The organism is Chelativorans petroleitrophicus, from assembly GCF_025398195.1.
Classification (GTDB): Bacteria; Pseudomonadota; Alphaproteobacteria; order Rhizobiales; family Rhizobiaceae; genus Chelativorans; species Chelativorans petroleitrophicus.
On record NZ_JAODNV010000004.1, the window covers coordinates 272315 to 285312 of the forward strand.

Sequence of the window (12998 nt, forward strand, 5' to 3'; positions counted from 1 at the left end):
TTGATCGTCCGGCGGATGAGGAAGGCCGCTACCTATTGACTCCGCCCGCCTGAACCCGGGCCCTATAGGCCCGCTCCGTGGCGATGGCCTCGTCCGTGGTGATCTGATCGGCGCCGAGTTCCAGCAGTGCGGAGAATTTTTCCCACTCCTCGTCGCTGAAGCCGGCCTCGGGATTGGCCGGGTTGAAGGTCCAGGCGTCGACCAGCGCGCCGTGATCGTGGCAGATGCCGATGAGGTCGATCCCGTCCGCCTTGGCAGGAAGAACAAGCTCCCACGATAGATAGACGATGTGCGGCCGGGTCGGCCCCTTGAGTTCCTGCACGAGCTGGCCCGCGAGGTCGCTTTTCCGGCCAGCGCGATAGAGATCCAGAAGACGGAAGGAAGGTTCGAGCCCGCGCTCGATCCCCGGAAGCCGCTCGCTGATGGCTAGCGTCAGCTCTGTGCTGTCGCCGCTGACGACCAGCTTGCCCTCGCATCCCGCGAAGAATGTTGCAAGCCGCTCCACCCCCGTCTGCCCGACGGCCGAGACGTCATCCTTCATGTCGAGCTGGAGCAGGGCTTCCGGATGTCCGGGGCCGAGCGCTTGCGCAAGGTCGCTCGCCAACAGCACGGGCCGCGGGGCGCCTGCGCTCCGATAATGCAGCGCACGAATCTCTTCGCCGGTGCACTCTGCCACGGCGCCGGTCCCATCCGTTTCGCGGTCCAGCGTGCCGTCATGCAGCACGGCGAAGTCGCCATCGCGCGTGACCCGCAGGTCAACCTCCATCGACGCCCCGAGCCTAAGCCCCTCCGCAAGGGTTTCGGCATCGAAGAGCGGATCCCGCCGCCTGCGACGAAGCCGGTGCCATTTGAGCCGCACGCGCCTGCCGCCATGGACGATGGCAACGCCCGTACTGCTGCCGGCATGCCCGGCCTCTTGTCCTGATAAAGCCTGATGCGTCATACGGATGGTGTGATTGGAAGTGGTGGTGCCGCACGCCGGACTCGAACCAGCGACCCACGCATTACGAATGCGTTGCTCTACCAACTGAGCTAGTGCGGCATGTTCGCCTTGCGCCGCCTGATACAGATATCCCGGGTGAAGATCAAGTGACGTTCATTAGGCAATTCGCCGACAGGCGTCCCACGTGTCTTTCGACTTGGCGGTGGACTCTGCGAAACTCTCGGCTAAGCTATCGCCCGAACCGCCCTGAGAGGACGGGCGGCGTGCAACGGACATTCGCGAGGAGGACGCCATGGCGGAAATCTCAATGACGGTGAACGGCCGCAAGGTCACGGCCACGGTGGAGGACAGAACCTTGCTCGTCCACTTCCTGCGCGAGCATCTGGGCCTGACAGGCACCCATGTGGGCTGTGACACGTCCCAGTGCGGCGCCTGCGTCGTCCACCTCGACGGAAAGGCGGTGAAATCCTGCACCATGCTGGCCGCCCAGGCATCCGGCAGCGAGGTGCTGACCATCGAGGGGCTTGCCCAGGACGGCGAGCTGCATCCCGTCCAGGCCGCGTTCAAGGAGTATCACGGTCTGCAATGCGGTTTCTGCACGCCGGGCATGATCATGGCTGCCGTCGACATAATCAACCGCCATCCAAACGGGCTCGACGAGAAGACGGTGCGCGAGGAGTTGGAGGGCAATATCTGCCGCTGCACCGGCTATCACAACATCGTGAAGGCGATACTCGCCGCATCCGAAGCGATGAGAGGCAGGGCGGCAGAGGCGGCCTGAGGAAAGCAGCAATGCAACAGGTGAATGGAGGGCAGCGGCGCTGATGCCTTGGCATCCCGGCCCCCGGAACGGCCCCGTCCATTCACCTTCACCATTTACGCTTACGGCGGAGGAGGAACGTCATGGGCATTGAAGGAATAGGCGCGCGGGTGACGCGCAAGGAGGACAGGCGGTTCGTCACCGGTCTCGGCCGCTATGTGGATGACATGGTGCTGCCGGGCATGAAGCATGCGGTGTTCGTGCGAAGCCCGCATGCGCATGCGAAGATCGCGGGCATAAGGACCGATCAAGCGAGGGCCATGCCAGGCATCATCGCCGTGCTGACGGGCCCGGAGTTGAAGGCTGACGGCATCGGCAATCTCATCTGCGGCTGGATGATCCATTCCAAAGACGGCACGCCGATGAGGATGGGTGCATGGTCGCCGCTTGCGGTGGACCGCGTGCGCTATGTGGGCGAAGCGGTGGCGGTGGTTGTGGCCGAGACGCGCGGCCAGGCGCGCGACGCGGCAGAGAAGGTGGAGGTGGACTATGAAGAGCTGCCCGCCGTCACCGACGCTGTCGAGGCCTTGAAGCCGGGCGCGCCTCAGCTTCACCCGGAGGCGGAAGGCAATCTCATTTTTGACTGGGAGCTGGGCGACGCGAAAGCCGTGGACGAGGCGCTCGCCAGCGCGGCGCACGTAACGCGCATGAGGATCGTCAACAACCGGCTCATCCCCAATGCGATGGAGCCCCGCGCAGCGCTCGGCCACTACGACAGGGCGGAAGACCATTTCACACTGTGGACGACCAGCCAGAATCCGCATGTGGCGCGCCTCGTTATGAGCGCCTTCTACAATGTGGCGCCGGAGAATAAGCTGCGGGTCATTGCGCCGGATGTCGGTGGCGGCTTCGGCTCCAAGATCTACATCTATCCGGAGGAGATCGTCTGCCTATGGGCGTCGAAACGGACGGGCGTGCCGGTGAAGTGGACGGCCGACCGGACGGAAAGCTTCATGTGCGACGCGCATGGCCGTGATCACGTGAGCGAGGTGGCGCTCGGCTTTGACGCCGATCACCGCATGGTGGCGCTGAAGGTGGACACGATCGCCAATCTCGGCGCCTACATGTCGCTCTTCTCCTCCTGCGTGCCCACCTATCTCTACGCCACGCTTCTGTCAGGTCAGTATGTGATCCCGGCCATTCACTGCAATGTGCGCACAGTCTACACCAACACCGCACCGGTGGATGCCTATCGCGGCGCGGGGCGGCCCGAGGCCACCTATCTGATCGAGCGCACGGTGGAGACGGCAGCCCGCGAGCTGGGGATTTCTCCGGCGAAGCTGAGACGCAGGAACTTCATCCGCGAGTTCCCGTACCAGACGCCCGTCATCCTGAACTATGACACCGGCGACTATGAGGCTTCGCTCGAGGCGGCCCTGAAGGCGGCGGACTATGCCGGCTTCCCCGCCCGCAGGGAGGAAGCGAAGCGGCGCGGCAAACTGCGCGGCATCGGCATGAGCTGCTATATCGAGGCCTGCGGGCTTGCGCCTTCCCAGGCGGTGGGATCGCTCGGGGCCGGCGTCGGCCTGTGGGAATCGGCCGAGGTCCGCGTCAACATGGCGGGCACCATTGAGGTGCTGACCGGCTCGCACAGCCATGGACAGGGGCACGAGACCACCTTTGCGCAGGTGGTAGCGGACCGGCTGGGCGTGCCGATCGAGCAGGTCTCGATCATCCACGGCGATACCGACAAGGTACAGATGGGTATGGGCACCTACGGCTCCCGCTCCGGTGCGGTGGGCCTGTCCGCCGTCGTCAAGGCGCTCGATAAGGTGGAAGCCAAGGCGAAACGCATCGCGGCTCATCTTCTGGAAGCCGACGAAAGCGACATCACCATCGAAAACGGCGAGGTGAAGGTCGCCGGTACTGACCGCAGCCTGCCCTGGGCACAAGTGGCGCTTGCCGCCTACACGGCGCACAATCTGCCCACGGGCATGGAGCCGGGCCTGAAGGAGAGTGCCTTCTACGATCCGGCGAACTTCACCTTTCCTGCCGGCTGCCATATCGCGGAAGTGGAGGTGGACCCCGAAACGGGACACACCACTGTGGTGCAGTTCGTGGCGGCGGATGACTTCGGCAACATCATCAACCCTATGATCGTGGAAGGCCAGGTGCATGGCGGGGTGGCGCAGGGCATTGGCCAGGCACTGCTCGAAGGCTGCCGCTACGATCCGGCATCCGGCCAGCTCATCACCGCCTCCTACATGGACTACACCATGCCGCGGGCGGCCGACCTGCCTTCCTTTGCCGTAGCGACGACCAACACGCCCTGCCCGAACAATCCGCTCGGCATCAAGGGCTGCGGGGAGGCCGGGGCCATCGGCTCGCCGCCAGCGATCATCAACGCCATCACGGATGCGATCGGCACCAACGACCTTTCCATGCCCGCAACGCCGCAGGCGGTGTGGGAGGCAATCCGCAGACAGGGCCACTAGGAGAACCAGCGGGCAGGAAGGAGCAGGCAGCAGCAGGAGGGCGGCGAAGGGATCTTGCCCTATCCGCCACGAAACACCCGGCACCTTGCTCCTTTCCGCCGCTCAGTGAGGAGAACCCCATGTATCAGACCACCTATCACCGCGCTTCCTCGGTTGCAGAAGCCGTGAAGCTGCTCGCCGATTCCGGGGATGGAAAATTCGTTGCCGGCGGGCAGACGCTTATCCCGACCATGAAGCAGCGTCTGGCGGCGCCGACGGATCTGATCGACCTGCGCCACATATCCGAACTCAAGGGTATTTCCTTCTCAGGCAATGAGGTGCGCATCGGCGCGGGCACCACCCATGCGGAAGTGGCCTCCAATGCCGCTCTCGCCGGCATCTGTCCGGCCATTTGCCATCTGGCCGGCCACATCGGAGACCCGCATGTGCGCCACATGGGCACGATCGGCGGCTCCCTCGCCAACAACGATCCCGCGGCGGACTATCCGGCGGCCGTGCTGGCACTCGGGGCAACAGTGCATACCAGCAAGCGGAGCATTGCCGCGGATGATTTCTTTGCCGGCCTGTTCACCACCGCGCTCGAGGAGGACGAGATTATCACCGCCGTCTCTTTCACCGCTCCGGAAAAGGCAGGCTATGCCAAGTTTCCCAATCCCGCCTCGCGTTACGCGCTCACAGGCGTGTTCGTCGCAAAGCGCCCGGATGGGGTTCGCGTTGCGGTGACCGGAGCGGGCGAGGATGGCGTTTTCCGCGCGGAAGCGCTCGAGCAGGCCCTTTCCACCTCTTTCGATCCATCGGCGCTCAACGGCATTTCGCTTCCATACGATGGCCTGTTGTCCGACATTCATGCCTCGGCGGAGTACCGCGCCCATCTCATAGTGGTGATGGCCAAGCGGGCGGTGGAAGCCGCCAACGCCTGAGCATCCGCTGGGAGCGGAAGGCTACAGAGCCATTCCTGCAAAACGATTCCTGTAAAAGGCCGCCTTCGGGCGGCCTTTTACTGTTAAGCCGTACTCTTTCTGATCTTTCTGACCCGGAGGACAGGCACGCAGGCAGCTGCCTTGCACCCAGGCTCTGCGAAAGCCGTACTGGCAGCCTCTTCTCCTTGTATCAAAGCGAGAAGGGGCCTCGCGGAATTGTCACAATTCGTTATGTGCAGAAATATCTCGTTACAACTATATTGAAGCTGTCTGTAGGTTGGATGCTGTTTCGCAGCGAGGGGCTGAAGCCGTTGAAAAAACAGGAGACTGTACCCGCGGTGCCGGAGCGCCGCCGCCTGTTCCCTGTGTCCCGCAAAACCGCGGTCCGTTCCGTGGCGGCTCTGCTTGCCTTGCTTACGGTGGGCCTGGTGGTGGCGGTGCGCACCATTCCGGAATTCATCCTTTACCGCGAACGGCTGGTCTTCAACCTGTTGGAGATCAACAGCGACATCGAGCTCAAGCCGCTGGATATCAAAACGCATGATGGTCTGACGCTGCGCTCCTGGTACCATCGTCCGGCCGAGGGCAAGCCGGTCATCGTCTATTTTCCCGGGCGGCTTGAGGATTTGATCCGTCGGCCCGCGCATCTGTTCCATCTGGCCGAGCAGGGCTATGGCCTCACCCTTGCGGGCTATCGCGGCTATGGCGGCAATCCGGGCTATCCGAGCGAGCACCTGCTTTACCGTGACGGAACAGCGCTACTAACCAAGCTCACCCATGAGGGGCTCGCGCCGGATGGCATCGTGCTTTACGGCTATTCGATGGGCACGGGCATCGCGAGCTACGTTGCAACGGCAACCAGGCCGCGGGCGCTGATACTGGAGGCGCCCTTCACCTCCTTCCCCGATGCGGTGCGCCAACAGGCGCCATCGGTGCCCATCTGGCTCGTGCGCAGCCGCTTCGATACCCGTTCGCGCATAAGCAACATCGATGCGCCCATCCTGCTTCTTGCTGGGGAGCAGGACCGCATCACGCCGCCCGATTTCGCCAAGGCGCTGGCCGCGCTCAGCCAGGGTGTTGCCAAGCTGGAGATCCTGCCGGAGGCGAACCACGTCAACATGGCCCGACGCGGGGCGCTGGAAGCCGTCTCGAGCTTCCTTGTCAGCATCGCAGGCGGCGGCGTGGAGCATGCCGCCGCGCAGCAGGACCCGGATGTGTTGCCGGCCGTGATGGAGAACTGATCTGGATCCTTTTCGTGTTTCCGGAAACACAAAAAGGATCCAAGTTATTGTTTTGCCCAATTCCGGGCGGAAAACCGGAAACCGCTTTTCCCGGAAACTGCGCTAGGCGGCGCGCCTCCGGGCCAGCCTCCTGCGAATGCTTTCCACATCCGCGCGCGGCGTGGCGGCGAACAGCGTCTTCGTGTAATCGTGCTTTGGGCTTGAGAAGACCTCGTCGCGCGTGCCATATTCCACCGCCTCGCCGAAATACATCACCATCACCTCGTCCGCGATATAACGGACGACTGAAAGGTCGTGGCTGATGAAGACGTAGGTGAGGCCGAATTCGTCCTGTAGGTCGGCAAGCAGGTTGAGGACCTGCGCCTGCACGGAAAGATCGAGAGCGGAAACCGGCTCGTCAAGCACCAGAAGCTGCGGGTTGAGCATGAGCGCCCGTGCGATGGCGATGCGCTGGCGCTGTCCGCCGGAGAACATGTGCGGATAGCGGTTGAAGTGCTCGGGCCCAAGCCCGACCTTCTTCAGCATTTCCATGGCGCGATCGCGCCGCTCCGAGGCCGGAAGCTTCGCGTTTATGATCAGCGGCTCCATCAACACGTCGCCGATCTTCTGCCGCGGATTGAGCGAGCCATAGGGGTTCTGGAACACGATCTGCACCTTGCGGCGCAGCTCTGGCGTGAGCTTCTGACGCGCGATGTCCACCTTTTCGCCGTCGATGAAAAGCTCGCCCCCGGTGGGGGCGTCGATCATGGTGATCATGCGCGCAAGCGTGGACTTTCCGCAGCCGCTCTCGCCGACGATGGCGAGCGTCTTGCCCTTTTCGAGCTTCAGGCTCACGCCCTTTACGGCGTGGACCGTGCGGGCCTTGCGGAAAAGCCCGCCCCCCACCACGTAATCGCGCCGGATGTCGCGCGTTTCCAGCACTATGCGGCTCATGGCTGGCCTCCCGTATAGGGCGCCTCTTCAAGCGCGAAGTCGGTCACGGTGGGCAGCCGGTCGCCAACCGCATTTTCCGGAAGGGCCGAAAGCAGCGCCTTCGTATAGGGATGCTTCGGCGCCTCGAAGAGGGAGAGCACGTCGGCTTCCTCCATCTTGCGCCCCTTGTATTGCACGACCACGCGGTCGGCCGTCTCCGCCACCACGCCCATGTCGTGGGTGATCAGGATCATGCCCATTCCGGTTTCCGTCTGCAGCCTGAGCAACAGGTCGAGGATCTGCTTCTGGATCGTCACGTCGAGCGCCGTCGTCGGCTCGTCGGCGATCAGAAGCTTCGGATTGCAGGCAAGCGCGATGGCGATCATCACGCGCTGGCACTGGCCGCCCGACATCTGATGGGGGAAGGAGCGCAAACGCTCTTCCGGCTCGGGAATGCCCACGGCCTGCATGAGCTCCACCATGCGCCGACGCCGCGCCGCCCGGTCGAGATTGGTGTGCCGGCGCAGCGTTTCCTCGATCTGGAAGCCGACGGTGAAGCAGGGATTGAGGCTGGCGATCGGCTCCTGGAAGATCATCGAGATGTCGTTGCCGATGATCCGCCGCCGCTCGGCGGGCGAGATGTTGAGAATGTCCCGCCCCTCGAAGCGGATGTAGTCTGCCGTCACCGTCGCCGTCCACGGCAGGAGCCCCATGACGGCGAGCATCGAGACGGATTTGCCGGAGCCGGACTCGCCGACGATGGCGAGCACCTCACCCTTGTCCACGGAAAGTGAAACGCCATCGACGGCGCGCAGCTTGCCGGCGGCGGTGTCGAATTCGACCGTGAGGTTCTTGATCTCAAGCAGGGCCATGGTCTCAAGACCTCTTCAGCTTCGGGTCCAGCGCATCGCGCAGGCCATCGCCCATGAGGTTGATGGCGAGCACGGTGATGAGAATGGCCAATCCGGGGAAGGTGACGACCCACCAAGCGCGCAGGATGAACTCACGGGCCTCCGCCAGCATCGTGCCCCATTCCGGCGTCGGCGGCTGCGCACCCATGCCGAGGAAGCCGAGCGCGGCCGCGTCCAGAATTGCATTCGAGAACGACAGTGTCGCCTGCACGATCAGGGGCGCGGTGCAGTTGGGCAGGATGGTCTTAAACATAAGACGCAGATCGCTGGCGCCCGCCACTTTTGCGGCGGTCACATAGTCCCGGCCCTTTTCCGCCATGACCGCGGCGCGCGTCAGCCGCACGAAGTGAGGCTGCAGCACCAGCGCGATGGCGATCATCGCGTTCGTCAGGCCCGGACCCAGTACCGCCACCAGCACCAGAGCCAAAAGCAGCGACGGGAAGGCCAGGATGATGTCCATAAGCCGCATGATGATGGTATCCACGGCACCACGGAAATAGCCGGCGATCAGGCCGACGATCACCCCAACCGTGACCGCGAGCGCGACCACCACAAGGCCGATGAAGAGCGAAAACCGCGCTCCATAGAGGATGCGGGAAAGGATATCCCGGCCGACCGCATCGGTACCCAGGATGAATTCCCAGCTTCCGCCCGCCTCCCAGACCGGCGGCACGAGAAAGGAGCCGCGCACCTGCATGGCGGGGTCGTGCGGCGCAATCAACGGCGCAAAAATCGCGACCAGAACGATGAGCAGGAACACGACGAGGCCCATCACGGCGCCGCGGTTCTGGCGGAAATAGTACCAGAACTCGGCCAGCATCGCCCTGCGCGTTGCTGCGACGGTCGGCCTGCCTTCCAGGCCGGTCGCGGCATTTGGGTCTTTGACGTTGGTGGTGGCCATGGCTAATGCCTGATCCTTGGGTTCACCAGACCGTAGAGTACGTCCACGATCAGGTTCACGAGCATGATGATGCCGGCGATGAGCAGCAGCCCGCCTTGCACAACGGCGTAGTCACGCCTGAACACGCTGTCGACCATCCACTTGCCGATGCCCGGCCAGGAGAAGATGGTCTCGGTGAGAATAGCGCCCGCCATGAGCACGCCCACCTGAAGCCCGATAGTGGTGATCACCGGGATGAGGGCGTTGCGCAGCGCGTGCAGGCCGATCACGCAGCGCGGCGGCAGGCCCTTGGCCCGGGCCGTGCGCACATAGTCCTCGCCCAGCACCTCCAGCATGGCCGAGCGCGTCTGCCGCGCGATGACGGCGAGCGGAATGGTGGCCAGCACGATCGACGGCAGGACGAGATGCGATACGGCGGACCGGAAGGCACCTTCCTGCCCCGACAATAGGCTGTCGATCAGCATGAATCCGGTAACCGGCGGGAAGAAATAGAGAAGCGAAATGCGGCCTGAAACGGGCGTCCAGCCGAGCACACCGGAAAACAGGATGATGAGCAGGAGCCCCCACCAGAAGATGGGCATGGAATAGCCGACGAGCGCAAAGCCCATGATCGATTGGTCGAGCCATGAACCGCGCCGGATCGCAGCGACAATCCCGAGCGGCACGCCGAGAAGGACGGCGATGAGGATCGCGCAGAGCGAAAGCTCGAGCGTGGCGGGGAAGAGCGAGAAAAACTCGCTGAGAACGGGCCGGCGCGTGACGATGGAATTGCCGAGATCGCCGGTAAGCACACCGCCCAGGAAGTCCAGATACTGCACCCATAGCGGCCGGTCGAAGCCAAGCTGGTGGGTCAGTTCCAGATATCGCTCTTCCGACATGACGCGTTCGCCCGACATCAGCATCACCGGGTCTCCCGGCAGAATGCGGATGAAGGTGAAGGCGATGATGGACACGCCCAGGAAAGTCGGTATCAGGACGGCAAGCCGTCCCAGGATGAATCGAAGCATAACGAGATCGATCTCCGGCGGCTGACGACCTTGGCGTCTACCACCGCCCTGATTTCAATGCAAAACAAGACGCGCCGGTTGCCCGGCGCGCCTCCTTTTCTATTCGGACCATCAGGTTATTCGACGAGGTCGACGCCCTCGAAGGCGAAGTCGCCGAGCGGGCTCTGGACGAAGCCCTCGACTTCCTTGCGCATCGGCACGACCGACACCGAGTGCACAAGGGTGGCCCACGGCGCTTCACGCTTGAAGACTTCCTGCGCCTGCCGGTAGAGCTGCGTGCGCTCCTCCTGATCGGTGGTCTGCTTGGCGCGGTTCACAAGGTCTTCGAACTCCTCGTTGCACCACTGGGCACGGTTGTTGCCACCCACGGCGTCACAGCCGAGCAGGGTGTGGAGGAAGTTGTCCGGATCGCCGTTGTCGCCCGTCCAGCCGAGGATCACCGCGCCGTCACGGTCCACTGCCTTGGAGCGCTCGAGATATTCCGCCCACTCATAGGAGACGATCTCGACATTGACGCCCACCTTGGCGAAGTCGGCCTGGATGAGCTCGGCCGCGCGCCGCGCGTTCAGCATGTAGGGCCGGGAGACGGGCATTGCCCAGACCTTCATGGAAAGGTTGGTCACGCCGGCTTCCTCGAGCATCTTCTTCGCCTGCTCGGGATCGTAGGGATCGTCCTCGATGTCGTCATTATAGGACCACATCGTCGGCGGGATCGGGTTCTTGGCAGGGGTCGCCTGGCCTTGGAACACGGCCTCGACAATGGCCTCCTTGTTGATCGCCATGTTGAGCGCCTTGCGGACCTTCGGATCGTCGAACGGCTCCTGCTGGGTGTTGTAGCCCAGATAGGCGACGTTCAGGCCTTCCTGCTCCATAACCTTCAGGTTGGGGTCCGCCTTCATGGACTCCACGTCCGCCGCGTTCGGATAGGGCATCAGGTGGCACTCGCCGGCCTGGAGCTTTTGGTAGCGCACGGAGGCATCGGGCGTGATGGCGAAGACCAGATCGTCGATCTTCTGCTTGCCGTTCCAGTAATCCTCATGCGCGCGGTAGCGGATGACGGCGTCGGTCTGATAGGCGACAAACTCGAACGGGCCGGTTCCCAGAGGCTGCTGGTTCAGCATCTGCATGTTGCCGTCGGCCTCGAGCTTGTCGGCATATTCTTTTGACATGATCGAAGCGAACGGCATCGCCACGTTGGCGAGGAACGGCGCTTCCGGGCGCTTCAGCGTGAAGCGCACGGTCATGTCATCCACCTTCTCGATGGACTCTATCAGGGTAGGGAAACCCATGCCGTTGAAATATTCCCAGTTCGCGCCGGCCACGTACTGATGCCAGGGATGATCCTTCTGCCACTGACGCTCGAAGGAGAAGATCACGTCATCGGCGTTGAGATCCCGCGTGGGCGTGAAGAAGTCCGTGGTCTGGAACTTGACGCCGGGCCGCAGGTGGAAGGTGTACTGCAGGCCGTCGTCGGAAATCTCCCAGCTTTCCGCGAGGCCCGGAACGGTCTCCGTCGTGCCCGGCTTGAACTCGAGGAGACGGTTGTAGACCGTATGCGCGGCCGCGTCGAAGGTGGTGCCGGCCGTATAGAGACCGGGGTCAAAGCCTTCCGGCGAACCTTCCGAGCAATAAACGAAGGTTTTCGCACTTGCCGTGCTGCAGATTGCGGTGGCAGCCAGCAAGGCAGCCGCGCATGTCAGTGTCGTTTTCATCGGGTTTCTCCCTGAATATTATTGTCGAGCCGTTCCCACGAGCTCGTTGAAGGCCGCATATAAGCAAAGTTCTTCCTGAGAGGGAACTCCCGGCGCGCGTCCATGTAACAGATTCGCGCGCCGTGAGCGTATGGCGGTGGACGTGCGACGCGCCGCCGCGCACAGTGGAATCTGAACGTACAACGCAACGGAGGCGCCCATGGCGGAAAACTGGATCGATGAGGTGTTGTCATTCTGGTTCGAGGAGGTGGGGCCGGAACGGTGGTTCGAGAGCTCGCCGGAACTCGACGAGACGATCCGCCAGCGTTTCGGCGCGCTGCATGACAAGCTCGCTTCCGACCTTCCGCACGAGGTGGTTGCCTCGCCGCGCGGCGCGCTTGCCGCCGCGATCGTCCTGGATCAGTTCCCCCGCAACATGTATCGCGGCACCGCAAAGGCGTTCGCCACCGATGATCTGGCGATCCGCCTGGCCCGCCAGGCGATCGAGAACAAGGTCGACGAGCATCTCACCCCGGCCGAAAGGCTGTTCCTCTACATGCCTTTCCAGCATTCGGAAATTCTGGCGGATCAGGAGCATGCGGTAATGCTGTTCAAGGCGCTCGGACAGGAGAATGCGCTGCGCTATGCCATCGAGCATCGGGATATCATTGCACGCTTCGGACGCTTCCCCCACCGCAACCGCGCGCTCGGCCGCCAAAGCACGCCGGAGGAGGAGGTCTTCCTCCAGGAGCACAAGGGGTTCGGACAATAGCGCCGGGCCTTGCCCTGGCGGATGGTATCACCATAGATTCGGCATGCCGCCGTATGGAGGGAGTTCGTTGCGGAGACGCTGACCAAGCGGAGCGGAATGCGGCCCGGCGCGCTTTCATGGGAGGATCAATTGGCCAAGGCAAGCAGCAAGGAGAGGGTAAGGGAAAAGGCTGGAACGGTGCGCAAGGCCAGTAAGGGCTCCGCCAAGCCTCCGAAGGAGGCCCCAGCGAAAACCAGCGCGGAAGAGGTAGAGGCGGCTAGGGTCAAGTCCGCGAGCAACGGCAAAAGGAGCGCGAAAAAGGCAGCCTCTTCCGAAACAGCAGCTTCCAAGACCAGCGCGCGTAAGGCCGCAGCCGCAGCCAAAACCACCGCCAGGACGGCGGCGAAGGCGGGGGCCGCCAGGGGCAAGAGCGCGTCGAAGAAAAGCTCCGCCACGCAAGACGCTG

At 63.2% G+C, this 12998-nt stretch carries 12 protein-coding genes and 1 tRNA gene; 5 read left to right on the forward strand and 8 right to left on the reverse strand.

Features of this window, described 5'->3' with window-relative positions; translation table 11 throughout:
* Positions 1–28: 28 nt before the first annotated feature.
* Together NYR54_RS03250 and NYR54_RS03255 are read right to left on the reverse strand one after the other, a co-directional pair.
* Positions 29–943, reverse strand: a complete 915-nt coding sequence (locus NYR54_RS03250; protein WP_261514019.1) for a glycerophosphodiester phosphodiesterase — start codon at positions 941–943, stop codon at positions 29–31.
* 23 nt (positions 944–966) lie between these two features.
* Positions 967–1042 (reverse strand) — tRNA-Thr (locus tag NYR54_RS03255).
* A 193-nt stretch (positions 1043–1235) separates the two neighbouring features.
* On the opposite strand from NYR54_RS03255, the gene NYR54_RS03260 reads away from it, so the two are divergent.
* From NYR54_RS03260 to NYR54_RS03275, 4 genes are all read left to right on the forward strand, one after another.
* On the forward strand, positions 1236–1724 hold the full coding sequence (locus NYR54_RS03260) for a (2Fe-2S)-binding protein (RefSeq protein ID WP_261514021.1): 489 nt from the start codon (positions 1236–1238) through the stop codon (positions 1722–1724).
* 122 nt (positions 1725–1846) lie between these two features.
* Positions 1847–4198: a xanthine dehydrogenase family protein molybdopterin-binding subunit gene (locus NYR54_RS03265; protein WP_261514022.1), complete on the forward strand. Its 2352-nt coding sequence runs from the start codon at positions 1847–1849 to the stop codon at positions 4196–4198.
* Positions 4199–4317: 119 nt separating this feature from the next.
* Entirely contained in the window at positions 4318–5118 is an 801-nt protein-coding gene (locus tag NYR54_RS03270) for an FAD binding domain-containing protein (RefSeq protein ID WP_261514023.1), read from the forward strand.
* Between the two features lie 281 nt (positions 5119–5399).
* Positions 5400–6359, forward strand: coding sequence for an alpha/beta hydrolase (locus NYR54_RS03275; protein WP_261514024.1), 960 nt, complete (start codon positions 5400–5402; stop codon positions 6357–6359).
* 102 nt (positions 6360–6461) lie between these two features.
* Here NYR54_RS03275 and NYR54_RS03280 read toward each other — a convergent pair whose 3' ends face one another.
* From NYR54_RS03280 to NYR54_RS03300, 5 genes are all read right to left on the reverse strand, one after another.
* Positions 6462–7292: a dipeptide ABC transporter ATP-binding protein gene (locus NYR54_RS03280; RefSeq protein WP_261514026.1), complete on the reverse strand. Its 831-nt coding sequence runs from the start codon at positions 7290–7292 to the stop codon at positions 6462–6464.
* Positions 7289–8143, reverse strand: coding sequence for an ABC transporter ATP-binding protein (locus NYR54_RS03285; protein WP_261514027.1), 855 nt, complete (start codon positions 8141–8143; stop codon positions 7289–7291). Before NYR54_RS03285 ends, NYR54_RS03280 begins: the two co-directional genes overlap by 4 nt.
* Positions 8144–8147: 4 nt before the next feature.
* The gene (locus tag NYR54_RS03290; protein ID WP_261514077.1) at positions 8148–9002 is read right to left on the reverse strand and encodes an ABC transporter permease subunit; all 855 of its coding nucleotides are present in this window, start codon (positions 9000–9002) and stop codon (positions 8148–8150) included.
* Between the two features lie 83 nt (positions 9003–9085).
* Complete coding sequence (locus NYR54_RS03295; RefSeq protein WP_261514028.1) at positions 9086–10090, reverse strand: ABC transporter permease subunit; 1005 nt, start codon at positions 10088–10090, stop codon at positions 9086–9088.
* Between the two features lie 116 nt (positions 10091–10206).
* The gene (locus NYR54_RS03300) at positions 10207–11802 is read right to left on the reverse strand and encodes an ABC transporter substrate-binding protein (protein ID WP_261514029.1); all 1596 of its coding nucleotides are present in this window, start codon (positions 11800–11802) and stop codon (positions 10207–10209) included.
* Positions 11803–12001: 199 nt separating this feature from the next.
* Here NYR54_RS03300 and NYR54_RS03305 point away from each other — a divergent pair, with 199 nt between their 5' ends.
* On the forward strand, positions 12002–12553 hold the full coding sequence (locus NYR54_RS03305) for a DUF924 family protein (RefSeq protein ID WP_261514030.1): 552 nt from the start codon (positions 12002–12004) through the stop codon (positions 12551–12553).
* A 125-nt stretch (positions 12554–12678) separates the two neighbouring features.
* Here NYR54_RS03305 and NYR54_RS19255 read toward each other — a convergent pair whose 3' ends face one another.
* Complete coding sequence (locus tag NYR54_RS19255; protein ID WP_261514031.1) at positions 12679–12987, reverse strand: hypothetical protein; 309 nt, start codon at positions 12985–12987, stop codon at positions 12679–12681.
* Positions 12988–12998: the final 11 nt, after the last annotated feature.

Excerpts from the sequence above, each read along its gene's own strand:
- NYR54_RS03305 (WP_261514030.1), top strand. The coding sequence starts at position 12,002 with ATGGCGGAAAACTGGATCGATGAGGTGTTGTCATTCTGGTTCGAGGAG.
- NYR54_RS03260 (WP_261514021.1), top strand. The coding sequence starts at position 1,236 with ATGGCGGAAATCTCAATGACGGTGAACGGCCGCAAGGTCACGGCCACG.
- NYR54_RS03270 (WP_261514023.1), top strand. The coding sequence starts at position 4,318 with ATGTATCAGACCACCTATCACCGCGCTTCCTCGGTTGCAGAAGCCGTG.
- NYR54_RS03285 (WP_261514027.1), bottom strand. The coding sequence starts at position 8,143 with ATGGCCCTGCTTGAGATCAAGAACCTCACGGTCGAATTCGACACCGCC.
- NYR54_RS03275 (WP_261514024.1), top strand. The coding sequence starts at position 5,400 with ATGCTGTTTCGCAGCGAGGGGCTGAAGCCGTTGAAAAAACAGGAGACT.
- NYR54_RS03290 (WP_261514077.1), bottom strand. The coding sequence starts at position 9,002 with ATGCTGGCCGAGTTCTGGTACTATTTCCGCCAGAACCGCGGCGCCGTG.
- NYR54_RS03280 (WP_261514026.1), bottom strand. The coding sequence starts at position 7,292 with ATGAGCCGCATAGTGCTGGAAACGCGCGACATCCGGCGCGATTACGTG.
- NYR54_RS03250 (WP_261514019.1), bottom strand. The coding sequence starts at position 943 with ATGACGCATCAGGCTTTATCAGGACAAGAGGCCGGGCATGCCGGCAGC.
- NYR54_RS03265 (WP_261514022.1), top strand. The coding sequence starts at position 1,847 with ATGGGCATTGAAGGAATAGGCGCGCGGGTGACGCGCAAGGAGGACAGG.
- NYR54_RS03295 (WP_261514028.1), bottom strand. The coding sequence starts at position 10,090 with ATGCTTCGATTCATCCTGGGACGGCTTGCCGTCCTGATACCGACTTTC.
- NYR54_RS03300 (WP_261514029.1), bottom strand. The coding sequence starts at position 11,802 with ATGAAAACGACACTGACATGCGCGGCTGCCTTGCTGGCTGCCACCGCA.